Raw genomic sequence first — 24,066 nt, forward strand, 5'->3', positions numbered from 1 at the left:
TCGGGGCTTCTTCATTTGCACACAAGGAGCACCCATGAAAAACGCCATCACCTGGTTCGAGATCCCCACCACCCAGCTGGACCGTGCCCAGGCCTTCTACGAGGCGGTGCTCGGCCAGACCATGCGCCGCGAGGCCATGGGCCCGAGCGAGGGCGCGGTGTTCGCCTACGACCCCGAGGCCGATGGCACGGGCGGCGCCCTGCTCATGGGGCCGACCGCGCCGCAGCCCGCGCCCGGTGCCGGCACGCTGGTCTACCTGGATGCCTCGCCCTCGCTCGACGCGGCGCTGGACCGCGTGCTGGCGCAGGGTGGCCAGGTGGCCCTGCCGCGCCAGGCGCTGCCACCGGGCCTGGGCTTCTTTGCCCACATCCACGACCTGGACGGCAACCGCGTAGGCCTGCATGCGCTGGCCTGAGCCGGTGCAGTCGCCCCTGTGGGGCGAAGCCGCCCCACCCGCTTCCCCACGGCGCGGCAACTGGATCGCCGTGGCCTGCGCCGACCATGCACGACGCGGCTGTGCGGAGCCCGGTGCGGGCTTCATGCAGGTATGCCATGGCAAGGCGGCGCCGCTGCGCCGCATGCAGGCCGGTGACCGTGTGGCCTACTACGCGCCCACGGTCAGCATGGGCGGCAGCGACCGGCTGCAGGCCTTCGTGTCCGTGGGCCTGGTCAAACCCGGTGATCCCTATGCCTTCGACATGGGCGGCGGCTTCGTGCCCTACCGCCGGGGCGTGGACTATGTGCCGGCCCGCGAGGCCCCCATCGCGCCGCTGCTCGACCACTTCGACTTCGTGCAGGACCGGGCGCGCTGGGGCTACGCCTTCCGCTTCGGCCTGGTGGCCATCAACGACCATGACATGCGGCTCATTGCCGGTGCCATGGGCGCGGACCGCCAGTCACTGCACCTTTGAGACTCAGGGATGCGCCGGCCCCGCCCGCACGCGCGCCAGCGCCTCGGGCACATCGGTCCAGGCCGGCCGGCCCGGGGCGTAGCGCTGGCGCATGTAGCCTGCGAGTTCGGTGATCTGCGCATCGCTGAGCGCGTTGCCAAAGCCCGGCATGAAGCCCAGCTCGCGCGAAGCGGGCTCGCGGATGCCGTTGACGATGACTTGCAGCAGGTTGTCGGGCCGGTCGCTGTGCAGATTGCTGTTGAGCGCCAGGGGCACATTGGCGCCCAGCAGTTTCGGGCCGTCGCCATCGTGGTGGCAGGCGGCGCAGGCGCCATTGAACAGGCGCTGCGCCTGGCCGGGTTGGGGCGCCCATGCGGCCGCCCGCGCCACGGCGGCCTGGGCCTTGGCCGCGGCGTCGGCGGCGGGTTCCGGGGCCGCATTGAACGAGGCCAGGTAGGTGGCCATGGCGCGGATGTCTTCGTCGGGCAGTTGCGCCAGCTCCTGCACCACGGGTGCCATGGGCCCCGAGGCCACGCCATGCTGCGGGCTGTGGCCCGTGCGCAAGTAGCTGTAGAGCGCGTCGGCAGTCCAGGGCACGGGCGCCTTCGACAGGCCGGTGAGCGCAGGCGCCTCCCAGCCATCGACCTGCGCGCCCGAGAGGAAGGCTGCACCGCCCATCTCCGCGCCCAGCGTGTTGCGTGGCGTGTGGCAGGCGCCGCAGTGGCCGGCGCCCTGCACCAGGTAGGCGCCGCGGTTCCATTCGGGCGGGCGCGTGGGGTCAGGCTTCCAGGGCGTGGCGTCGTGGAACAGCGCGTTCCAGCCGGCCATGAGCGGCCGCACGCTGAACGGAAAGGCCAGCTGCGTTGTCGGCACCTCGGCGCGCACCGGCGGCTGGGCCATGAGCCAGGCGTACAGCGCAGTCAGGTCGTCGTCGCCCATCTTGGCGAACGAGGTATAGGGAAACGCCGGGTACAGGTGCCTGCCATCGCGCGAGATGCCCTCGCGCATGGCGCGCTGGAAGGCGCTGAAGGACCACTGACCGATGCCGGTCTCGGCGTCGGGCGTGAGGTTGGTGGTGTAGACCGTGCCGAACGGCGTGTCCATGGCGCGCCCGCCGGCATTGGGCGTGCCACCGGCTGCGGTGTGGCAGACCACGCAGTCGCCGGCCGCGGCGACCAGGCGGCCGCGCTCGATGGTGGCCGCGTTGTAGACCGAGGCGCCGCCCGCCGTCTGCGCCACGGGAGCGATGGCCGGGCGCCAGCCCAGCAAGGCGGCGCCCATGGCCAGGCCGCCAGCTACCAGGGCCAGCGCGCGCCCCCAGGGGCTGCGCTTTTGGGGCCAGGTGGCGGTAGCCGGCACCGCGGGCGCAGGCAGCTCCAGCGTGGGCAGCACATCGGCCGGCTGCACCGGCGCGCCTGCGGGAGCATCACCGCCCTGCCCTGAGGCCGCGCCCAGCGGGTTCAGGCCCGCGCGCACCACCTCGGGTGTGAAAGGCGGCGCACGAAAGCGCACGCCCGTGGCATCGAAGATGGCATTGGCAATGGCGGCCGTGCCGGGCACCGAGGAGGATTCGCCCGAGCCCAGCGGCGCCTCGTCCTGCCGGGGCATGTGCATGACCTCGATGACCGGCACCTCGCGGAAGCTCAGGATGGGGTAGCTGCCCCATTCGCGCGTATCGACCGCCTGCGTCACGGGATCGAAGCGCACCTGCTCCTTGAGCGCGCGGCTCGTGGTCTGCACCACGTTGCCATGCACCTGGTGCTCCACGCCCGCGGGGTTGACCATGAGGCCGGTGTCGTGGCCCACGACCACGCGGCGCACATGCACCTCGCCGGTCTTCTTGTTCACGTCCACATCGGCCACCCAGGCGGCCCAGGCGGCGCCAAAGCCCGGCCACTTGCTGTGGATGTAGCGCGCGTAGGCAAAGCCCTGGCCCTGCACCCAATCGCCCTCGGCACCCTGCAGATCACCCGGGCCAGGCACGCGCGGGCCGGTGTGGGGCAGCCAGCCGGCCTTCTCGGCCGTGGCCCGCACCAGCTCGGCCGCGCGCGGGTCGCTGAGCAATTGCAGGCGGAATTCGACCGGGTCCACACCGGCCGCAGTGGCCAGTTCGTCCACATAGGACTCGTGCGCGAAGGAGTTGGGCAGGGCCGAGACGCCGCGCAGCCACGAGGCGCGCACGATGGGCGCCATGTCGTTCACGGCCACGCGCAGGTTGTCGTAGTCGTAGGGCGGGCGCGCCGTGCGGTCGCCCATCTCGTAGGCCTGGGCCAGCGGCTCGATGGTGCGCGTGAGCAGCAGGGCCAACGTGGGCGCGCCGTTGGAGGGGTAGGAGGTCTCGAAATCGTAGGCCGCCACCGAGCCGTCGGCGTTGAGGCCGCCGCGCACCTGCATGAGCTGGGCCGTGCCCTTGGGCTCCCACAGGTGCTCCTGCTCGCGCGTGAGCTGCACGCGCACGGGCGCGCCCACGGCGCGCGAGAGCAGCGCGGCATCGGCCGCCACGTCGTCGGCGCCGTTGCGGCCATAGCAGCCCGCGGCCTCCATGCGCACCAGGTCGATGTCCACGTCGGCCAGGCCCATCAGGCGCGCCAGGTCGGCGCGCAGCACATGGGGGTTCTGCGTGCCAGCCCAGACGGCCATGCGCGCGCGGCCGGAGGCACCGTCCTGGCGCCACTCCGCCACCGCGCACGAGGGGCCGATGGAGCCGTGCAGCTGGTAGGGCCAGACATAGGTGCGTGGCATGGACTGCTCGGCACCGGCGAGCGCGGCGTCCACGTCGCCCTCGTCCACCAGGCGGCGCTGGGTGGAGGAGTTGGCGCGGATGGCCTGGGCAATGGCGTCCGGGCTGTCCTGGCGCGGAAAGCCCGGCCAGGCCTTCCAGCGCACCACCAGGCTGCGCAGGGCTTCCTCGGCCTGTTCCTCGCGCTCGGCGACGATGCCCACAAAGTCGCGGATCACCACCACCGCGCGGATGCCCGGGATGTGGGCGATGGACGACTGGTCCACCGACTCCAGCGTGTTGCCGATGAAGTCGCCATGGTCGGCCCCCGCATAGGGCGGGCGCACCACGCGGCCATGCAGCATGCCGGGCACGCGCATGTCGTGCACGAAGACCAGCTCGCCGCTGACCTTGGCCGGTATGTCCACGCGCGGCACCGACTGGCCCACCACCGTGTAGTCGGCCGTGGGTTTGGTGGGCGTGGCGTCGGCCAGCTTCAGCGCGCTGTGCGTGCCGGCCAGCAGTTCGCCATAGGCCACCTGGCGCGCCGGGTCGGCCGCCACCTGCACCACGCCGGCCTGCACCTGCAGCGCATCGGCGGCCACGCCCAGGCGCTCTGCGGCCCGGGCCAGCAACCAGTGGCGTGCCTGGGCTGCGGCAATGCGCAGCGGTTTGGCGTGGATCTGGATCGAGGCGCTGGCAATGGTTGCGCCCTGGTTGGGTGCACGCGTGGTGTCGCCCAGCACCATGTTCACGTGCGCCAGCGGCACGTCGAGCTCCTCGGCCACGATCTGCGCCAGGGCCGTGCGGATGCCGGTGCCCAGGTCCACATGGCCGTTGAGCGCGGTCACGCTGCCATCGTCCCAGACGGCGATCAGGATCTCCACGCCCTCGGCCGGGTTGCCGGCCACCAGCGCCGGCTGGCCCTTGACGGGCGGCGGCGCGGGCGGCGGGTTGCGCACCACCAGCAGCACGCCCTGTGCCGCATGGAAGTCGGCGCGCGTGAGCGGGCTGTGCGCGCGCAGCGAGGAAGCAGCCGGTGCGTTCATGCGGCCACCCCGCGCACCAGCACGGCCGCGCGCTGCACGGCGCGGATGATCTCCACATGCGTGCCGCAGCGGCACAGGTTGGCCGAGAGCTCGCGGCGGATGGCGGCTTCGTCGGGATCGGGGTTGCGCTCCAGCAGCGCCACCGCCATCATCACCATGCCATTGAGGCAGTAGCCGCACTGGGCCGCCTGTTCATCGACAAAGGCCTGCTGCACCGGGTGCAGGCCGGCGCCGCACACAGCGCCCTGGCAGCGCGTGGGCAGGCCCTCCAGCGTGGTCACCTCGCGGCCCGCCACGCCGCGCGCGGGGATCACGCAGGCCCGCGCCGCCACCCCGTCCACCAGCACCGTGCAGGCGCCGCACTGGCCCAGGCCGCAGCCGTACTTGGGGCCGTTGAGCGAAAGGTCGTTGCGCAGCACATGCAGCAGCGTGGCGCCCGCGCTGGGGGTGCCTGCTGGCAGTTCACAGGGCTGGCCGTTGACGGAAAGGGAAAAGACGGTGGCTGGGGTCTGCATTGTTCCTGTGGGGGTCGGTCAGCGCCTGAGGCTGCCGGTGCGGGTGTACATCTCCAGGTCCACAAAGTTGGACCCATTGTGGTTGTTCGGACCGTACTGCACCGGGAAATCGCCGAACTTGGTGGTGCCCATGTCTTCCATGGCCTTGATGAAGGCTTCGCGCGTGAGGTTGCGCCCGGCGCGCTTGAGCCCTTCGACGAACACGCGCGCGGCGATATAGCCTTCGAGCATGGTGTAGCTGTCGATCTTGGCGCCCGCGTCGGTGCGGTCCTTGCGGTAGTCCACGACGATGGGCATGCGGCTGGCCTGCGGCGAAGGCACGATGTTGGCCGTGACCAGGCCTTCGATGCCGCCATTGAGGCGCTGGGCCGAGCCCGGCGCATCGGTGATGCCCACCGAGATGGTGTACAGCGGCGATGCGGCGCCCGCGGCGCGGTAGTCGCGCAGGAACACCTCGACCATCTTGCCGGCCACGATCATCACCACCGCGCCGGGCCGGGCCTTGGTGAGCTGCGCCACCTGGGCCTTGGCGTCGGTCGCGGCGATCTCCATGGGCACGGATTCGACCACCTTGACCTTCAGGCCCTGGGCGATCTGCAGGCAGGTTTCGAGGTTGGACTTGCCGAAGGCGCTGTTCTGGTAGATGACGGCGATGTTGGTGATGCCCAGCGTGGCCAGGTGGCCCACGATCTTGCGCAGCTCGGTCTCGTAGCTGGCGCGCACGTGGAACAGGTAGCGGTTGTGCGTGGTGCGGAACGAGGTCGTGCCCACCAGCGGGGCGAACATGGGGACGCCGGCCTTCTCGGCCAGCGGCATGGCGGCGATCAGGTTGCCCGTGGCCACGTAGCCGATCAGGGCGAAGACCTTTTCCTCGTCGATCAGGCGCGCCGTGTTCTCGGCGGTCTTCTTGGGCTCATAGGCATCGTCGAGCGACACGAGTTCGAGCTTGCGCTCGAACACCCCGCCAGCCTTGTTGATGCGGTCGAAGTAGAGCGCGATGCCGGCCTTGTAGTCCACACCGAAATCCTTGGCAGGCCCGGTGAAGACGGCGGACTGCCCGACCTTGATGCCCTTGTCCGTCACCCCCGTCTCGGCCGCCGCAGCCGTGCCCGCACGGCCCAGGGCCGTGGCCGCCAGGGTCATCAGCACGGCCCTGCGATCGGTGCGCCCCGCCTCCATCTCACGACACTTCATGAAACGCTCCTTACATCAAACGTGGAAGTTTCCCCTCTTGCGAAGGGGTCTTGCAAGCCCTGGCCCCGGGTGTTGCGAATCCGTCATACCAGGGTGCCTACGGATTGCTCCGCAAGCGCGAAAGCGCCAGACGCAAGACCCGTGCCGAGGGCGGCCTTCCCGTTCTCAGGTGAGGGCGATGTCCTCCGACTGGATGCGCTGGACGCCCTTGGCCTTCATCTGCTTCCACGCGGCTTCGAGCGAGCCGTTGAGGTCGATGGCGCGGCAGGCGTCCTCCACCACATAGGTCTCGAAACCCAGGCGCTTGGCGTCCAGCGCCGTCCAGGCCACGCAGAAGTCCGTGGCCAGGCCGGTCACGAAGACCGTCTTGATGCCGCGCTGCTTCAGATACCCCGCCAGGCCCGTGGAGGTCTTGCGGTCGGCCTCCTCGAAGGCCGAGTAGCTGTCCACATGCTCATGGAAGCCCTTGCGCAGGATCAACTGGGCCTGGGGCAGCTTGAGGTCCTTGTGCAGGGCGGCGTCGTCGGTGCCGCGCACGCAGTGGTCGGGCCACAGCACCTGCTGGCCGTAGCTGAGCTTGGTGGTCTCGAAGGGCTTCTTGCCCGCATGCGTGCTGGCAAACGAGGCATGGCCGGGCGTGTGCCAGTCCTGCGTGACGACCACGTTCTCGAACGCGGTGGCGATGCGGTTGATGACCGGCACCACCTCGTCGCCCTTGGCCACGGGCAGCGTGCCGCCGGGCACGAAGCAGTTCTGCACGTCCACCACGATCAGGGCCGCCCGCTCGCCGGGCTTGATCTTGCCCGCCGCGAAGGCCAGGGGCAGGCCGCCCCCCGCGAGGGCAAGGGCAGCAGCGGATTGGAGGAAGGAACGGCGCTTTGCAGGGATCATCATGGCGGACACTCCGGTTGGGAACGCACTGGCAGATCGGCCCTGGCCCGATAAGGCCTAGGCCGGGGAATCAATCCTTCACACGCTCAGGTAGGACCTGCGCACTTCGTCGTTGGCGGCCAGCTCTGCCATCGAGGCCTGGTAGCGGATCTGGCCCTTTTCGAGCACATAGGCACGGTCGGACACCAGTTCGGCGAAATGCATGTTCTGCTCGGACAGCAGGATGCTCACGCCCTGGGCCTTGAGCTCCAGGATCATCTGCGCCATCTGCTCCACGATCACCGGCGCCACCCCTTCGGAGGGCTCGTCCAGCAGCACCAGGTAGGGGTTGCCCATGAGGGTGCGGGCCACGGTCAGCATCTGCTGCTCGCCGCCGCTCATGCGGCCGCCGGGGCGCTGTGGCATCTCGCCCAGGTTGGGAAACAGCTTGAACAGGGCCTCGGGCGTCCACAGCGGCGCGGCCGTGCCATCGGGCCAGTGGCGCGCGGGCTGGCGGCCGACTTCCAGGTTCTCCATCACCGTGAGGTCGGTGAACACGCGCCGGTCCTCGGGCACGAAGCCCAGGCCCAGGCGCGCGGCGTCATGCGGGTCGCTTTTCGACAGGTCCTTGCCCATGAAGCGGATCTGGCCCTTGCGCTTGGCCAGCATGCCCATCAGCGTCTTGAGCGTGGTGGACTTGCCCGCGCCATTGCGCCCCATCAGGGCCACGACCTCGCCACGGCGCACATCGAGGTCCACGTCGTACAGGATCTGCGCCGCGCCATACCAGGCCTGCAGGCCCTTGGCCTCGAGCAGCACTTCCTTGGGTTCACTCGTCGTCGTTGTCATCGTCATCATGCGGTCTCCGCAGGCGCTGCCACCGGGGCGGCACCGGCCGTCTTTTTCTCGAAGGTCTTGCCGGTGCCGAAGTACACCTCCTGCACCTTGGGGTGGTCGCGCAGTTCCAGGGGCTTGCCCTCGGCGATCAGGCGGCCGCGCGCCAGCACGATCATGCGGTCGGCGTACGCGAACACCACGTCCATGCTGTGCTCGGTGAACAGCACGGCCATGCCGCGGTCGATCACCAGCTGCTTGGTCAGCGCCATCAGCTCGTTGCGCTCCTTGGGTGCCATGCCGGCCGTGGGCTCGTCCATGAGCAGCAGCTTGGGCGCGTTGGCCATGGCAATGGCCAGCTCCACGCGCTTCACGTCGCCATAGGCCAGCACGCTGCAGGGCCGGTCGGCCTGGGCCTTCATGCCCACCTGTTCGAGCAGGGCCAGGGCCTCGTCGCGCTTGTGGTCCGAGGCCTTGCGGAACATCGAGAACAGCCGGCTGTCATGCGAGATCAATGCCATCTGCACGTTTTCCACCACCGTCAGCGAGGAAAAGGTCTCGGCGATCTGGAAGGTGCGGCCCACGCCCAGGCGCCAGATGTCGCGCGGCTTGCGGCCCACGAGTTCCTGGCCGTTGAGCTGGATGGAGCCCGCGTCGGCCTGCAGCTGGCCGTTGACCATGTTGAAGGTGGTGGACTTGCCCGCGCCGTTGGGGCCGATCAGGGCCAGCAGCTCGCCGGCCGCCAGCTCGAAATGGATGCCGTCGACGGCCTTGACCCCGCCGAACGACTTGCCCAGGCCAGTGACTTTGAGCAGGCTCATGCTGCCTCCTTCGCTTCGCGCTTGTTGTCGACGAGTTGCTTGATCGCACCGGCAATGCCCTGCGGGAACAGCAGCACCAGGATCAGGATGATGGCGCCCAGCATGGCGCGCCAGTAGTCTGTATTGCGCGCCACGGTGTCGTGCAGCCAGGTGAAGGTGACGGCACCCACCACCGGGCCGGCCAGCGTCTGGATACCGCCCAGGAGCACCATGACCAGGCCGTCGACCGACTTGCCCACGTGCAGCGCCTCGGGCGAGATGCTGCCCTTGGAGAAGGCGAACAGCGCACCGCCCAGGCCCGCGAACAGGCCGGCGATGACGAAGGCCGTCCACTGCATGCGCTTGACGTCGATGCCGATGGCGTCGGCGCGCAGCACCGAGTCGCGCCCGGCGCGCAGCGCATAGCCAAACGGCGAGAACAGCACGCGGCGCAATGCCAGCACGCCGCCCACCACCAGGGCCAGCGTGAGGAAGTAGTAGTTGCGCTTGTCCGACAGCCACTGCGCCGGCCACACGCCCGTGAGGCCGTTGCTGCCGCCCGTGAAGCCGTCCCACTGGTAGCAGATGGCCCAGGTGATCTGTGCGAAGGCCAGCGTCAGCATGGCCAGGTACACGCCCGACAGGCGCACGCAGAACCAGCCGTAGAGCAGCGCGCCCGCAGCGGCGGCCAGCGGTGCCAGCACCAGAGCCACCTCCATGGGAATGCCAGCCGAGCGCACCAGCAGCGCGGCCGCATAAGCACCCAGCCCGAAGTAAGCCGCATGGCCGAAAGAGTGCATGCCCGCCGGGCCCATGATGAAGTGCAGGCTGGCCGCGAACAGGGCGGCGATCAGCAGGTCGATCATCAGCACCGTGAGGTAGGGCGAGCCGGTCGTCACGAAGGGCAGCACCACCAGCACGGCCACCAGCGCGGCGGCGCCGATCTTGTACCAGGACGGCGAGGCGCGCAGCGGCGCTTCAGGGATGCCGGTGTTGCGGCTGGCGGCCTGGGCCTTGCCCATCAGCCCCCAGGGGCGCACCACGAGCACGACCGCCATCACGAGGAACTCGACCACCAGGGTGAGCTTGGAGAACGAGACGCTGTAGCCGAAGATCTCGACCACACCGAGCCAGATGCAGACGGCCTTGATCTCGGCGATCAGGAGCGCCGCCACATAGGCGCCCGGGATGGAACCCATGCCGCCCACCACCACCACCACGAAGGCAGCGCCGATGGTGTTGAGGTCCATCTCCAGCGTGGCGGGCTCGCGCGGCAGCTGCAATGCGCCGCCCAGGCCGGCCAGCAGGGCACCCAGGGCGAACACGGCCGTGAACAGCCAGGCCTGGTTCACGCCCAGGGCGCTGACCATCTCGCGGTCCTGCGTGGCGGCGCGCACCAGCGTGCCCCAGCGGGTGCGGGTGAGCAGCAGCCACAGCAGGCCCAGCACCACCGGGCCGACGACGATGAGGAACAGGTCATAGGACGGAAATTGCCGGCCCAGGATGCTGACCGAGCCCGACAGGCCCGGCGCACGCGGGCCGAGCAGTTCCTCGGGGCCCCAGATCCAGAGCGCCGCGTCCTTGATCACCAGCACCAGCGCAAAGGTCGCCAGCAGCTGGAACAGCTCGGGCGCCTTGTAGATGCGGCGCAGCAGCACCACCTCCACCAGGGCGCCGAGCACGCCCACCACCACGGCCGAGAGCAGCAGCGCGGGCCAGAAACCCAGGCCCGTGCCCAGCTTGGCCACCAGCGAGTAGGCCACGTAGATGCCCACCATGAAGAACGAGCCATGCGCGAAATTGACGATGCGTGTGACACCGAAGATCAGCGACAGCCCGGCTCCCACCAGGAACAGCGAGGAAGCCCCCGCCAGCCCATTGAGCAGCTGAACGATAAAACTCGAAAAACTCATTCCAGATCCTTCGGCAACACTTGTCCCTCGGGCATGTCCGTCTGCCCGTTCGCGTGCATGTGGGGTAGCAATATGGCCTTGGCGGCTGGCGGGCGCAAGAGCCCACCAGCCGCGTCAGGCCGGGGACCAGCCGTCAGTCGGCTGGGCGCATCTTCTTGACTTCGTCGTTCGAGGGCTGCACCTTGGCGCCGTCCACATAGCGGTAGTCGACCATCACGCCCTTGCCGCCTTCGTTCTTGGAGCGGCCGACATAGCCGCCCATGGTGGACTGGTTGTCCTCGGGGCGGTAGGTGATGCGGCCGAAGGGCGTGGGCACCTGCAGGCCCTTGAAGGCGACGACCAGCTTCTCGGTGTCGGTGGAGTTGGCCTTCTTGATGCCCTCGCCCAGCGACTTGATGGCGCTGTAACCGACCACCGAGCCCAGGCGCGGGTAGTCGTTGAACTTGGCCTGGTAGGCGGTGTGGAAGGCCTTGTGCTCAGGCGTCTGCAGGCCGTACCAGGGGTAGCCGGTCACGATCCAGCCGTTGGGGGCCTCGTCCTTGAGCGGGTCCATGTACTCGGGCTCGCCGGTCAGCAGGCTGACCACTTCACGGCCCTGGAACAGGCCGCGGGTGTTGCCTTCGCGCACGAACTTGGACAGGTCGGCACCGAACAGCACGTTGAAGATGGCATCGGGCTTGGCATCGGCCAGGGCCTGCACCACGCTGCCCGAGTCGACCTTGCCCAGCGGCGGGGCCTGCTCGACGACGAATTCCACATCGGGCTGGGCCGCCTTGAGCAGCTGCTTGAAGGTGGCCACGGCCGACTGGCCGTACTCGTAGTTGGGGTAGACCAGCGCCCAGCGCTTTTTCTTCAGGGCCACGGCGTCGGGCACCATCATCGACACCTGCATGTAGGTGGAGGGACGCAGGCGGTAGGTGTAGCGGTTGCCGTTCTGCCAGACGATCTTGTCGGTCAGCGGCTCGCCGGCCAGGAAGAAGAATTTCTTTTGCTTGGCGAAGTCGGTCAGCGCCAGGCCCACGTGCGAGAGGAAGGAGCCGGTGAGCACATCGACCTTCTCGCGCGAAACCAGTTCCTCGGCCGCGCGCACGGCATCGCCGGGGTTGCCGTTGTCGTCGCGGATCACGAGCTGGACCTTCTTGCCCAGCAGGCCGCCGGCGGCGTTGATTTCGTCCACGGCCAGTTCCATGCCCTTCTTGTAGGGCTCGAGGAAGGCGGGCTGGGCCTTGTAGCTGTTGATCTCACCGATCTTGATGACATCCTGGGCCATGGCGGGAGCCAGGGTGGCGGCCAGCGCGGCGGCGGCCGTAACACGCATGAGGGTCTTTAGCATCGTCATGGGAACACTCCTGAGGGATTGGATGGGAGAGAAACAGCGGGGCAAACGGTAAGTATCGGGGAGACTGTGGGTCACGGGTGTGGCGGTGCGCTCAGCGCAGGCCGTCCTTGCCCTGGATTTCTGCGGTGGTGAGGCCGCCGATGCGCGGCAGCGGGCGGCCGCCGGCCGTCACGACCACCGCCACCACGATCTCGTTGGCGCGTGGCGCATCGGCCACACGGGCCTCCATGGCGTCGAAATGGCTGCGCACGTAGGCAGCATCCTTGTGGCCCAGGGGCACGTCGATGGCGGCGCCCAGGCCGCCGATCTTCTTGCTCGATGGCACCAGGGCGGCGCCCTTTTCCACCGCCACGCGCAGCGGCGCGCCCAGTTTGGGGTGCAGGATGGCGGCGGCATGTTCCAGCTCGCCGCCCTCGCCCACGATGGCGGCCTTGCCATAGCTTTCGGCCTGGCCGGGCGTGATGCCCAGGGCCTGCACGCAGCGCTCGCCCAGCAGACCGCCGAGTTCCTCGCCGATGGCGATCAGCGCGTCGAGGTTCTGCTCGAAGCGGCCGGCAAAGGGATTCTCGATGACGGCCATGGCCAGGGCCTTGCGCACGGGAGGGTTGACCTCCTGGCCCATTTCCACGCGCACTTCGTCGGTCTGGACGATGATTTTCCGGATCTTGGCGGGCATGTGTGTACTCCTTGGTCTCTCGTATTCGTTATGGATGGCGGGGGATCAGCGCAGGCCGTTCCACTGGCTGATGTCTTCGGCCTTGAGCCCGCCCACGCGGGCGTGGATGCGCGCGCCGGTGGTCATGGCCAGGATGAAGACGATCTCGTCGGCCCGCGGCGCACCAGGCACGCGCACCTCGATGGCGTCGAAATGGCTGCGCACGTAGCTGGCGTTGATGTGGGTGAGCGGCACGTCGAGCGCCGCACCGGGGCCGCCCACCTTCTTGGTGGAGGGCACGATGGACAGCGCGTTGCCCGGCTGGCCGGTCTTTTCCTCGGCCTGGCCCTTGGCGTAGGCGTTGCGGTCGCCCTTCCAGCCCAGCAACTCGCGCATGGCATAGCCGCCGGGTACGTGCCACAGCGCGCCGTGCTCGAGTTCGCCGGCCGCGCCGACGATGGCGCCCTTGCCATAGGTCGCGATGCGCTCGGCCGGCACGCCCATGGCGGCCAGCAGGCGTTGCGCCATGTCCAGGCCCACGTCCTGCAGCGCATCCATCATGGGCAGGATGTCGGCTTCGTAGCGGCCGGCATAGGGGTTGGTGAGCACCGCGCCGATGGCACCGCGCAGCAGCGGTGCACCGGTTTCGGGCCCGAATTCGTGCCGGATTTCCTCAACATGGGTGAAAACGCGTCGGATCTGGATCATGGGATGGCCTGTGCAATTCATTAAGCAAATACTGAACCAACTTCGATAACGGCGCCGGACTTCCCGGGCGCAGCGTGCTCCAGCAGGCCGGTGGCCGATGGCGTCGCCATCCATTGCCCCTGGCATGAGAGCAGGGCGTACCACAGGTGACCGCCAGCCTGCAATTCTTGCGCTTTTTCCAAACCGGCCTGCAGGGCCTGGCGCACCAGCGCCGCAGGCAGCTGGGGCACATCGACCGTCACGGGGATGCTGCCCAGGTCGCTGTCGTCCTTGACCTCCCAGGCGGGCCTGCGCACGATGCGCGCATCCTGCACGTTCACCGCATTGGCCACCACCGTGGCAGCGGCATCGGCCTGGGCCGCCGTGGTGGCCAGGATGGTGACGCTGTCGGCAATGCCCAGCGAATGGCTGCGCCCGCGCCAGCCGCTGGTGGCAATGCCGCGCACGGGCATCGTGCTGGCGATGCTGAACGCGCCGTCCAGCAGCAGCCCTTGCTGCAGCTGCGCCGCATCGAGTGCAGCGATATCGGCATACACGCCGACCCGGGCCGTTTCGCCCGCTGCCAGGTGCAATGCGATGTCGCCACCATTGTTCACCCAGGCCCGCCGCACGCCATCCACCACGTAGCAGGACAGCAGCTCCTGCGCCACCGAGCCGGCGACCGCGGCCATGGGGGTGATGAAGTCCTGGCGGAAAGGCCGGCACGCTTGCCACATGCGGCGCGCCACGGGGCCCTGCAGCGGGCATTCGCCCTCGCCCACCGGTGCGCGCAGCGCGGGCAGCTCGCGCACCAGCTCCTGCAGCAGGCCCTCGAACCGCACCCAGGCGCGCGCATGTGCGGCAGCCACGGCCAGCGCATCGCCCTCGGCCTGGACGATGATGTCCATGGGGCCATGCTGCAGATGCCAGCGGCCCGGGGACAGCAGTTGACGGGTGGCTTGCATGGCCCAGCCCTCAACCCAGCAGCGGTGGGCGGCCCAGCGGCCAGGGGTTGGCCGATGGCAGGGCCAGCCAGGAGGCCGACAGCGGCGCCCCATCGTTGTGCCAGGCACCGCGTTCGAGCACCTCGCGCAGGCTGCGCACCTCGCCCATGTGGCCGCCCAGCAATTCGTAGTCGCTGCGGCGCATGCTGAATTCGATGGGCGCCACGATGGCCGGCGTGGGCACGGTGCCAAAGCTGTTGTCGGGCATGCGCAGCACATCGGCCATCACGGTGATGCCGCCGCCGGGCCAGACATAGGCCGGCGCGCCACCGCAGGTCACGTTGACCAGGGCGTTCTTGATGGAGCGCGTGAGCAGCACCGGGTTCTCGGTAACACCGGCGCGCAGGCTGCCACCCGCGCCGCCGAGGAACAGCACCGAGGTCAGCGAGGGCTCACAGTTCTCGCCGATGCGCTCGACGATGCGGCGCACCGCTTCGGGCATTTCGGCCTCCACCGGCACCAGCGACTCATCGAGCACATACCAGCTCGCGTGCTCGCCGGTCGTGGAGGTCATCAGCAGGCGCAGGCCGGGCCAGGCCACGGCTTCGTCCCAGCCTTCGATGATGGACAGCGGATCGGCAATATCGGTGCCGCCCCAGCCCGTGCCCGGGTTGGCCACCTGGAAGTAGCGGCCCGGCGTGGACTTGCGCCCGCGCATCTTGATGCCCGAAGACTTCATGTCCAGGCAGCGGCCGGCCTGGTGCTCGGTGAGCACGCCGGTGATGTGGTCGTCCACCACCACCACCTCGTCGGCCTGGCCGAAGAACTGGCGCGCAAAGATGCCGATGGCCGCCGAGCCGCAGCCCACGCGCATGCGCTGCTCGGCCACGCCGTTGACGATGGGCGCATGGCCGGCCTGGATCACGAGCTGCGAGCCGCCGTCGATGGTCAGCTCCACCGCCTGCTTGTTGCCCAGCGCCTGCATCATCTCGTTGGCGATGCGCCCTTCCTTCTTGCTGCCGCCCGTGAGGTGGTGCACGCCGCCCAGCGACAGCATCTGCGAGCCGTACTCGGCCGTGGTCACATGGCCCACGACCTCGCCCTTGCAGCGCACATTGGCCTGCTCCGGGCCGAGAAAGCGGTCGGTATCGATCTTCACCTTGAAGCTGCAGTAGCTGAAGATGCCTTCGGTGACCACGGTGACCATGTCCACGCCATCGGCCTGGGAGCCCACGATGAAGGGCGCGGGCTTGTAGTCGGGGTAGGTGGTGGAGGAACCCACGCCGGTAACGAAGACTTCCTCGGTCAGCAGCAGGTCGCCATTCCAGGTGGGTTGGCCGGCAGGGGCCTCGGCAGCCTCGGCAGCCTCGGCACCGGCTTCGATGGCACGGCCCGAGAAGGGCACCAGCTTGGCCTCGCCGTCCTCGATGGTCTTGCGCAGCAGCACCACGGGATCGACCCGCACCAGCACGCCGGCCTGGTTGGCATAGCGGTCGCAGGCGCCGCTGCGGCCTTCGGAAATCTGGCACAGCACGGGGCAGGCATTGCACTCCACCTTGGCCGCGTTCATGCGCTCATTGCGCGGCCGGGCGCGCTCAAGCACCTGCGGCAGCTCGGGTGCATCCATGCCGGGAAGTCCGTCGGTCTTGGTGTGTTCAGTCATCGTGGCAACCCATTCCTCGCACCGATTTCAGTGCTTGTACGTTCATGGCGTTTTGTGTAGCATTCACTTAACAAAAATGTGGTGATCACTACATTTGAGGCGAATGTAGCGCAATCATTCGCAGTCCGCAATAGTGTTTGCGCGCCCCCTGAAATGGTGCACAAGGAGCCCCAAAATGACGCACGTAGTCACAGACGCATGCATTCGGTGCAAGTACACCGACTGCGTGGATGTATGCCCGGTTGATTGCTTCAAGGAGGGGCCGGAGTACCTGGTGATCGACCCCGACGAATGCATCGACTGCGCGGTCTGCATTCCCGAATGCCCGGCCAATGCCATTTATGCCGAGGACGACCTGCCCGAAGGCATGGAAATCTTCCTGGCCTTCAACAAAAAGCTGGCTCCCAGCCTGCCCACTATCACCAAAAGAAAACCGCCTTTGCCAGATGCGGAACAATGGAGGGTTGTGAGCCACAAGCTTTCCGGCCTGGATGTCAGCTTCTGACGCCTGCGGCCCCAGCCTTCCAGCCAGCTTTTACACCCGATTTCTCAACTTTTAGCCGACGTTACGACCATGAGCGCCTTTCTTGAAGAACGCGTGCTGTCCGTCAACCACCTGACGGACCGCCTTTTTTCGTTCAAAACCACCCGCGACACCGCGCTGCGGTTCTCCAATGGCCACTTCACCATGATCGGCCTGCGCGTGAACGGCAAGCCGCTGCTGCGCGCCTACAGCATCGCCAGCGCCAACTACGAGGAGCACCTGGAGTTCCTGTCGATCAAGGTGCCCGACGGCCCGCTGACCTCGCGCCTGCAGAACATCCAGGTGGGTGATTCCATCGTGGTGGGCAAGAAGCCCACGGGCACCCTGCTGATCGACTACCTGCTGCCCGCCAAGCGCCTGTACATGCTGTCCACCGGCACGGGCCTGGCCCCGTTCCTGAGCCTGATCCGCGACCCCGAAACCTACGAGAAGTTCGAGGAAGTGGTGCTGGTGCACGGCGTGCGCGAGGTCAAGGAACTGGCCTACCACGACTACATCACCAAGGAACTGCCCGAGCACGAGTTCCTGGGCGAGATGGTGAGCAAGCAGCTCAAGTACTACCCCACCGTGACGCGCGAGGAGTTCAAGAACCAGGGCCGCGTGACCACCGTGATCGAAAACGGCCAGCTCGCCCGCGACCTGGGCCTGCCGGCCCTGAACCCGGTGGAAGACCGCGTGATGATCTGCGGCAGCCCCGAGATGCTGCGCGACCTCAAGCACATGATGGAAGAGCGCGGCTTCAAGGAAGGCAACACCACCAAGCCCGGCGATTTCGTGATCGAGCGCGCCTTCGCGGAGCAGTAATATCTCCGGCAGGCCCGGCCCCTGCACCGCAGGGGCTGCCCTGCCACCCAACGGATCATCCATGTCGGCCACACCCACCAAGACCCGGACTGCTTCCACCCGCGCTCCCTCCGCCCGCCGCACCGGCGTGCGCGAGCAGGCGGCGCAAACGACCCGCGACAACATCCTCAAGGCGGCGATCAAGGTGTTCGCGCGCTACGGCTACGAAGGCGGCAGCGTGGAGAAGATCTCCAAGGCGGCCAAGTCCTTCGACCGGATGATCTACTACTACTTCGGCAGCAAGGAAGGCCTCTTCATCGAGGTGCTCGAAGAGATCTACCGGCGCATGAACGACGCCGAGACGGCCCTCGATATCCGCCTCGACACCCCCGTCGAGGCCCTCAAGGCCGTGGTGCGCTTCGTGAGCCAGTACTACCGCAAGCACCCCGAGTTCGTCACGCTGCTCAATACCGAGAACCTGCACAAGGGCAAGCACATCTCCAAGTCGCTGCGCGCGCGCGAGTATTCCTCGCCTGCCGTGTCGGTGATCGAGCAGGTGCTGGCCGCCGGCGTGGCCAGCAAGGAGTTCCGCGCCGACCTGCGCGCGCGCGACCTGTACCTGCTGATCGCCTCCATGGGCTACTTCTACCAGTCCAACCGCTACACACTCTCGGCCTTCCTGGGCGAGGACATTGACCAGCCCGAAGCCGTCGCCCACTGGGACGACTTCATGATCGATACCGTGCTTCGGACTGTGCGCGCAGCCTGAGGCGCGGCACGCATTCCCCGGGCCCATGGCCCCCATCTTGCAAGCGCTTCTCGCCGGTCTACCTGACCAGCGAGGGGCGCAGCCTGCCTGCCTCGCGGCCCCGCCCGGCTTTGCGACAAGAGCGCTTTGCAGTGCATTCCATCTTGCACGACACGCACCTCTTATGTAGTATTCACTACACGAATTGCAGCCCCACGATCGCCGCAGTTTGCCCCTTCCATCCCTCCCCCGACTGGAACCCTCCATGGCAGACCTCTCCACCAACGCAACCTCCGGCAAAGTCGTCATCAAGAACATCGGCCTGCTGCTCTCGGGCGACCTCGAACGCCCCATCCTCGATGCCGACACCATCGTCGTGAACGACGGCCTCATCGTGGCCGTGGGCCGCGAGAAGGACTGCGACACCGAACACGCGCGCACCACCATCGATGCACGCGGCACCTGCGTGGCGCCCGGCCTGATCGACAGCCACGTGCACCCCGTGTTCGGCGACTGGACACCACGCCAGAACCAGATCGGCTGGATCGACTCGACCATGAACGGCGGTGTGACCACCATGATTTCTGCCGGCGAGGTGCACCTGCCCGGCCGTCCCAAGGACATCGTGGGCGTGAAAGCCCTGGCCATCACCGCGCAGCGCGCATTCGACAACTTCCGCCCCGGCGGCGTGAAGGTGATCGCCGGCGCCCCGGTGATCGAGAAGGGCATGGTCGAGCAGGACTTCAAGGACATGGCCGAGGCCGGCGTGAAGCTGCTCGGCGAAGTGGGTCTGGGCTCGGTCAAGGCCGGCTACGAGGCCAAGGAGATGGTGGCCTGGGCGCGCAAGCACGGCATCCAGAGCACCATCCACACGGGCGGCCCGTCGATCCCGGGCTCGGGCCTGATCGACAAGGACGTGGTGCTGGAGGCCGACGCCGACGTGATCGGCCACATCAATGGCGGCCACACCTCGCTGCCCTGGAAGCATGTGTGCGAGCTGTGCGAAAAATCCTCGCGCGCCATCGAGCTGGTGCACAACGGCAACGAGAAGATCGCCATCGAGGCCGCGCGCGCCGCCATGGAACTCAAGTGCCCGCACCGCGTGATCCTGGGCACCGACGGCCCCGCGGGCTCGGGCGTGCAGCCCCTGGGCATGCTGCGCATGATCGCGCTGATTTCGAGCTTCGCCAACATCCCGGCCGAGCTGGTGTTCTGCTTTGCCACCGGCAACACGGCACGCATCCGCGACCTCAACTGCGGGCTGATCGAACCGGGCCGCGCAGCCGACTTCGTGTTCATGGACCGCGCCCAGCACACGGCCGGCGCCACCCTGCTCGAAAGCGTGCAGCTGGGCGACATTCCGGGCATCGGCATGGTGATGATCGACGGCATCGTGCGCTGCGGGCGTAGCCGCAACACGCCGCCCGCTACCGAAATCCCGGTGGTGGTCTGAGCCCTGGCCGCGAACCGGCCCTGAACCCCTTCAGCACACCTTTTTCATTTGCCGCGCTGGTGCATGCGCCAGCGCCCCCTGTTTCTTTGTACTGATGGAGTTCTTCCAATGAAAGTAATCGTCCCCGTCAAGCGCGTGGTGGACTACAACGTCAAGGTCCGCGTCAAGTCGGACAACACGGGTGTGGACATCGCCAACGTGAAGATGAGCATGAACCCCTTTGACGAAATCGCCGTCGAAGAGGCCGTGCGCCTCAAAGAAAAAGGCCTGGTCACCGAAGTCATCGCCGTCTCCTGCGGCGTGGCCCAGTGCCAGGAAACCCTGCGCACCGCCATGGCCATTGGCGCCGACCGCGCCATCCTGGTGGAAACCCCCGCCGACCTGGATCTGCAGCCCCTGGCCGTGGCCAAGCTCCTCAAAGCCCTGGTCGACAAGGAACAACCGGGTCTCGTGATCCTGGGCAAACAAGCCATCGACGACGACGCCAACCAGACCGGCCAGATGCTGGCGGCCTTGGCCGACCTGCCCCAGGCGACGTTCGCCAGCAAGGTCGAACTCGCCGCCGACAAGGTCAGCGTCACCCGCGAAATCGACGGCGGCCTGGAGACCCTCTCTCTGTCCCTCCCCGCCGTCATCACCACCGACCTGCGCCTGAACGAGCCCCGCTACGTCACCTTGCCCAACATCATGAAGGCCAAGAAAAAGCAGCTCGACACCGTCAAGCCCGAAGACCTCGGTGTGGATGTGGCCCCGCGCCTGAAGACCCTCAAGGTCAGCGAACCGCCCAAGCGCGGTGCCGGCGTCAAGGTGGCCGATGTGGCCGCCCTGGTCGAGAAGCTCAAGAACGAAGCCAAAGTCATCTGAACAATAAGGAGAACAAGAAATGACCGTACTCGTTATTGCTGAACACGACAACGCTGCCATCAAGGGCGCGACCCTGAACACCGTGACCGCAGCCCTTGCCTGCGGTGGCGACGTGCACGTGCTGGTGGCCGGCCACAACGCCGCTGGTGCCGCCGCAGCAGCCGCACAAATCGCGGGTGTTGCCAAGGTCCTCCACGCCGATGCCGCCGGCCTGGCCCATGGCCTGGCCGAAAACGTCGCCGCCCAGGTCCTCGCCATCGCCAGCAACTACAGCCACATCCTGTTCCCCGCCACCGCCGGTGGCAAGAACGTGGCCCCGCGCGTGGCGGCCAAGCTCGATGTGGCCCAGATCAGCGACATCACCAAGGTGGTCTCCCCTGACACCTTCGAGCGCCCCATCTACGCCGGCAACGCCATTGCCACCGTGCAGAGCCAGGACGCCACCAAGGTCATCACCGTGCGCACCACGGGCTTTGATGCCGCAGCCGCAACGGGCGGCAGTGCCGCCACCGAAACCGCCACCGCAACAGCGGATGCTGGCAAGAGCAGCTTTGTGGGCAGCGAGATCGCCAAGAGCGACCGACCCGAGCTGACGGCTGCCAAGATCATCGTCTCCGGTGGCCGGGCTTTGGGCAGCAAGGAAAAGTTCGACGAAGTGATGACCCCGCTGGCCGACAAGCTGGGGGCTGCGATTGGCGCCAGCCGCGCCGCGGTCGATGCAGGCTATGCACCGAACGACCTGCAGGTGGGCCAGACGGGCAAGATCGTGGCGCCGCAGCTGTATGTGGCGGCTGGAATCTCCGGGGCCATCCAGCACTTGGCGGGCATGAAGGACTCCAAGGTGATCGTGGCGATCAACAAGGATGCGGAGGCGCCGATCTTCAGTGTGGCCGACTATGGGCTGGAGGCGGATCTGTTTGCGGCGGTGCCGGAGCTGGTCAAGGCGCTCTGATCAGCCGGCCTCAATAGCCGTTCGCGACACGCACCGCGCCCGCCGGGGCGTGGGTGTAGGCGCCGCCACCGCCCTGGCTCGGGCGGCTGTCGCGCTCGTGGTCGATGCGGTAGCCCTTGCCTTGCAGCGCCACGGGCGTGCCCACGGCCGGTGGCTCGGCGCGCGTGAAGCGGCGCAACGAGCCATCGTCCATGCGCACCGCCACCTGGTAGACCGTGCGGGTGCGCGTGCGCTGTTCCACCTGGTGGCCCACATAGCCGCCGCCCACCGCGCCCAGCACCGTGGCCGCCGTGCGGCCATTGCCCTTGCCGATCTGGTTGCCCACCACGGCGCCGAGCACACCGCCCGCGACCGCACCCACGCCGGTGGCAGGCTCGGCCTGCTGGATGGCCTGCACCGATTCGACCCGGCCGCAGGTGCTGCACACGGGCGCGCGCTGCGCCGCCATGGGCATGGTGCCCCCCACGAGATCGGCACGCTGGGCGGGCTGCATCGGCTCAGGCATGCGCTGCGGCGTGGGTGTACCGCCTGCTTGGGCCGGCACCAGCCCCAGGGGCTGCGCAGGCTGGCCCGGCAGGGCCTGGGCCACCACGGCCGGGCTTGCCGACGTGGCAGCCGGCGCCGGCACCGCGGCGCCCTGCGGTGCCCGGTTCTGCACCACCAGGGTCGTGGCCAGGGCCACGACGCAGGCACCCAGCGCGGCAATGGCGCCCCACATCCACTTCATCGGCATGCCCGCGGGGTCATGGGCTGCGGTGGCCACGGTGCGCACGTCGCGCGCTTGCAGGGTGGTGACCGTGTTCATCTTGCTTGTTCCTTTCCATGTTCGCTCATTCATCCAGTGCCATGGCGGCGCCCCCATCGGGCGGCCCCACGCGCGCGGACCATGGGCCGAAGGTACCCAGCGGCGGGCCCGTTTTCTGCCGCCTTTGTAAGAACCGGTAAGAACTGCTTGCCTGCCTGCCGCCGTTTCGCAGCAAATTGCGATTGCTTACAGTGAAAGGCGACAGAGAGCGTCAGGGCACCGGCGCCACGCCGGTGGCGGGTTGGTCGACCGGCACCACGGCCCGCCGGCGGCGCACCTGCAGGCCCGCTTCGTCCAGGGCCCGCGCACAGCTGGCGGCAAACAGCAGCACCGCCGACGAGAAATAGATCCACATGAGCAGCACCACCAGCGAGCCGGCCGCCCCATAGGCCGACACCACGGCAGCGGTCGACAGGTACCAGGCCAGGAGCTGCTTGCCCACGGTGAACAAGGTCGCCCCCAGCACCGCGCCCGCCAGCAGGCAGCGCAGCGGCGGCTTGCGCCCGCTGCCGATGCGCATCAGGCCGACGAACAGGGCCACGGCAAAACCGAAGGCGATGACCTCATTGACCACCTGCAGAATGGGCCCCAGCGGCGCAACCGACAGCCGCGCGCTGGCCCAACCCGCAAACAGGTTGATCAAGGTGGACATGGTGAGCGACACCAGCAGCAGAAAGCCGATGGCCAGCACATAGGCCAGGCCGCGCAGGCGCAGCGAGGCCATGTGCCACCAGGCGGCGCGCGCAGGGTCGGGGCCGTCGTCGACCTGCCAGAGCCGCGCCAGCGCCGACTGCAGTTCCACGAACACCCCGGTGGCGCCAGAAAGCAGCACCACAAAACCGACCAGCGAGGCCAGCCTGCCTTCGGACGGGGCCTGGGCACTGGCCAGCGCCTGGCGCACCACGTCGGCCACGCGCTCGCCCATCACCGACTGCACCTGGTGCAGCAGGCTGGTTTCCAGGTAGCTGCGGTCCAGCCACCAGCCGAGCACGCCCACCAGCAGCAGCAACAGCGGCGCCAGGCTGAGCATGCCGTAGAAGGACATGGCGGCGCTCATGCGCAGGCCGTCCGCATCGAGCCACAGCTGCACCGCGCGCCACAGCGGCATCACGGGCTGCACCAGGGGCTGGAGGCGGTCACGGGCGCGCTGGATTCGGTCGGAGACGGTCATGCCACGAGGCTAGGGTGCACGCAGCACACCGGCCAGAGGCCGGGCACCGAAGCACCTGTAGGACAGATCCTGCACCCCCTTACGGGCCGCGCCGGCCTCTGCCCTAAAATCGTCCCAAGGGGCAAGAAAAGAATATGCAGATTCGCTGCGCACTGGTCGGCATGCCCGGCTCGGGCAAATCCACCATCGGCAGGCAGCTGGCGCACCGCGCAGGCGTGCCCTTCATCGACCTGGACCACCGGCTGGAGGAAGTGCTGGGCACCAGCATCCGCCAGTTCTTCGAAGAGCATGGCGAGGCGCGCTTTCGCGAGCTCGAAGCCGAGGAGCTGGCCAAGGCAGCCGCCCAGCCCGGCGGCATGGTGCTCTCGACCGGTGGCGGCGCCGTGCTGCGCGCCGAGAACCGCGCGGTGCTGCGCGCCATGGGCCCGGTGCTCTACCTGCGCGCCTCGCCCGAAGAGATCTACAAACGCGTCAAGCACGACCGCACCCGCCCTCTGCTGCAGGGTGGCAACCCCATGGACAAGCTGCGCACGCTTTATGCCCAGCGCGACGGCTTCTACCGCGAAAGCGCCCACTACGTGATCGAGACCGGCCGCCCCACGGTGCACATGCTGGTCAACATGATCATGATGCAGCTGGAGATGGCTGCGGGCACCGAGCAGGCGCCCCAGTAG

Annotated in this window: 23 protein-coding genes; 9 read left to right on the forward strand and 14 right to left on the reverse strand. The window is 68.1% G+C overall.

The annotated features are described in order from the left end of the window. Positions 1-34 precede the first annotated feature (34 nt). Together HNP48_RS01075 and HNP48_RS01080 are read left to right on the forward strand one after the other, a co-directional pair. Entirely contained in the window at positions 35-415 is a 381-nt protein-coding gene (locus HNP48_RS01075; RefSeq protein ID WP_184854999.1) for a VOC family protein, read from the forward strand. After that, on the forward strand, positions 402-911 hold the full coding sequence (locus HNP48_RS01080) for an EVE domain-containing protein (RefSeq protein WP_184855000.1): 510 nt from the start codon (positions 402-404) through the stop codon (positions 909-911). The genes HNP48_RS01075 and HNP48_RS01080 overlap by 14 nt, the downstream gene beginning before the upstream one ends. 3 nt (positions 912-914) lie before the next feature. Here the strand turns inward: HNP48_RS01080 and HNP48_RS01085 are convergent, their stop codons facing one another. The 12 genes from HNP48_RS01085 to HNP48_RS01140 form a co-directional block, all read right to left on the reverse strand. Next, positions 915-4,658, reverse strand: coding sequence for a molybdopterin cofactor-binding domain-containing protein (locus HNP48_RS01085; RefSeq protein WP_184855001.1), 3,744 nt, complete (start codon positions 4,656-4,658; stop codon positions 915-917). After that, positions 4,655-5,173: a (2Fe-2S)-binding protein gene (locus tag HNP48_RS01090; RefSeq protein WP_184855002.1), complete on the reverse strand. Its 519-nt coding sequence runs from the start codon at positions 5,171-5,173 to the stop codon at positions 4,655-4,657. Before HNP48_RS01090 ends, HNP48_RS01085 begins: the two co-directional genes overlap by 4 nt. 18 nt (positions 5,174-5,191) lie before the next feature. After that, a complete protein-coding gene (locus HNP48_RS01095; protein ID WP_184855003.1) occupies positions 5,192-6,367 on the reverse strand; it encodes an ABC transporter substrate-binding protein in 1,176 nt (391 codons plus the stop codon). Positions 6,368-6,532: 165 nt separating this feature from the next. Continuing rightward, positions 6,533-7,258: a bifunctional nicotinamidase/pyrazinamidase gene (pncA, locus tag HNP48_RS01100; protein WP_184855635.1), complete on the reverse strand. Its 726-nt coding sequence runs from the start codon at positions 7,256-7,258 to the stop codon at positions 6,533-6,535. Between the two features lie 78 nt (positions 7,259-7,336). Beyond that, complete coding sequence (locus HNP48_RS01105) at positions 7,337-8,086, reverse strand: ABC transporter ATP-binding protein (RefSeq protein ID WP_184855636.1); 750 nt, start codon at positions 8,084-8,086, stop codon at positions 7,337-7,339. Between the two features lie 5 nt (positions 8,087-8,091). Further along, positions 8,092-8,892 carry an ABC transporter ATP-binding protein gene (locus HNP48_RS01110; protein ID WP_184855004.1) on the reverse strand — a complete coding sequence of 267 codons (801 nt, stop codon included), beginning with the start codon at positions 8,890-8,892 and terminating at the stop codon, positions 8,092-8,094. Continuing rightward, positions 8,889-10,784 (reverse strand): ABC transporter permease, encoded by a 1,896-nt coding sequence (locus HNP48_RS01115; protein ID WP_184855005.1) that lies wholly within the window; start codon positions 10,782-10,784, stop codon positions 8,889-8,891. Before HNP48_RS01115 ends, HNP48_RS01110 begins: the two co-directional genes overlap by 4 nt. A 133-nt stretch (positions 10,785-10,917) precedes the next feature. Further along, positions 10,918-12,123, reverse strand: coding sequence for an ABC transporter substrate-binding protein (locus HNP48_RS01120; protein WP_184855006.1), 1,206 nt, complete (start codon positions 12,121-12,123; stop codon positions 10,918-10,920). A 91-nt stretch (positions 12,124-12,214) separates the two neighbouring features. Then, entirely contained in the window at positions 12,215-12,799 is a 585-nt protein-coding gene (locus tag HNP48_RS01125) for an amino acid synthesis family protein (protein WP_184855007.1), read from the reverse strand. Positions 12,800-12,844: 45 nt separating this feature from the next. Next, the gene (locus tag HNP48_RS01130) at positions 12,845-13,486 is read right to left on the reverse strand and encodes an amino acid synthesis family protein (RefSeq protein ID WP_184855008.1); all 642 of its coding nucleotides are present in this window, start codon (positions 13,484-13,486) and stop codon (positions 12,845-12,847) included. Between the two features lie 20 nt (positions 13,487-13,506). Continuing rightward, positions 13,507-14,430: a UPF0280 family protein gene (locus HNP48_RS01135; protein ID WP_184855009.1), complete on the reverse strand. Its 924-nt coding sequence runs from the start codon at positions 14,428-14,430 to the stop codon at positions 13,507-13,509. 10 nt (positions 14,431-14,440) lie between these two features. After that, entirely contained in the window at positions 14,441-16,072 is a 1,632-nt protein-coding gene (locus HNP48_RS01140; RefSeq protein WP_184855010.1) for a 6-hydroxynicotinate reductase, read from the reverse strand. A gap of 175 nt (positions 16,073-16,247) precedes the next feature. Between HNP48_RS01140 and fdxA the strand changes: the two genes are divergently transcribed. From fdxA to HNP48_RS01170, 6 genes are all read left to right on the forward strand, one after another. After that, a complete protein-coding gene (gene fdxA, locus HNP48_RS01145) occupies positions 16,248-16,577 on the forward strand; it encodes a ferredoxin FdxA (RefSeq protein ID WP_184855011.1) in 330 nt (109 codons plus the stop codon). A 69-nt stretch (positions 16,578-16,646) separates the two neighbouring features. Further along, entirely contained in the window at positions 16,647-17,420 is a 774-nt protein-coding gene (locus tag HNP48_RS01150) for a ferredoxin--NADP reductase (protein WP_184855012.1), read from the forward strand. A gap of 61 nt (positions 17,421-17,481) precedes the next feature. Next, positions 17,482-18,168, forward strand: coding sequence for a TetR family transcriptional regulator (locus HNP48_RS01155; RefSeq protein ID WP_184855013.1), 687 nt, complete (start codon positions 17,482-17,484; stop codon positions 18,166-18,168). Between the two features lie 244 nt (positions 18,169-18,412). Further along, complete coding sequence (locus tag HNP48_RS01160) at positions 18,413-19,600, forward strand: amidohydrolase family protein (RefSeq protein WP_184855014.1); 1,188 nt, start codon at positions 18,413-18,415, stop codon at positions 19,598-19,600. Positions 19,601-19,708: 108 nt separating this feature from the next. Further along, a complete protein-coding gene (locus HNP48_RS01165; protein WP_184855015.1) occupies positions 19,709-20,464 on the forward strand; it encodes an electron transfer flavoprotein subunit beta/FixA family protein in 756 nt (251 codons plus the stop codon). A gap of 19 nt (positions 20,465-20,483) precedes the next feature. Beyond that, positions 20,484-21,416: an electron transfer flavoprotein subunit alpha/FixB family protein gene (locus HNP48_RS01170; RefSeq protein ID WP_184855016.1), complete on the forward strand. Its 933-nt coding sequence runs from the start codon at positions 20,484-20,486 to the stop codon at positions 21,414-21,416. Between the two features lie 10 nt (positions 21,417-21,426). Here HNP48_RS01170 and HNP48_RS01175 read toward each other — a convergent pair whose 3' ends face one another. Continuing rightward, positions 21,427-22,221, reverse strand: coding sequence for a glycine zipper 2TM domain-containing protein (locus HNP48_RS01175; protein ID WP_184855017.1), 795 nt, complete (start codon positions 22,219-22,221; stop codon positions 21,427-21,429). Positions 22,222-22,432: 211 nt separating this feature from the next. After that, positions 22,433-23,392, reverse strand: coding sequence for a YihY/virulence factor BrkB family protein (locus HNP48_RS01180; protein WP_184855018.1), 960 nt, complete (start codon positions 23,390-23,392; stop codon positions 22,433-22,435). 134 nt (positions 23,393-23,526) lie between these two features. Between HNP48_RS01180 and HNP48_RS01185 the strand changes: the two genes are divergently transcribed. Continuing rightward, the gene (locus tag HNP48_RS01185) at positions 23,527-24,066 is read left to right on the forward strand and encodes a shikimate kinase (RefSeq protein ID WP_184855019.1); all 540 of its coding nucleotides are present in this window, start codon (positions 23,527-23,529) and stop codon (positions 24,064-24,066) included.

Origin of the sequence: Acidovorax soli (assembly GCF_014207955.1) — a bacterium.
Classification (GTDB): domain Bacteria; phylum Pseudomonadota; class Gammaproteobacteria; order Burkholderiales; family Burkholderiaceae_C; genus Acidovorax; species Acidovorax soli_A.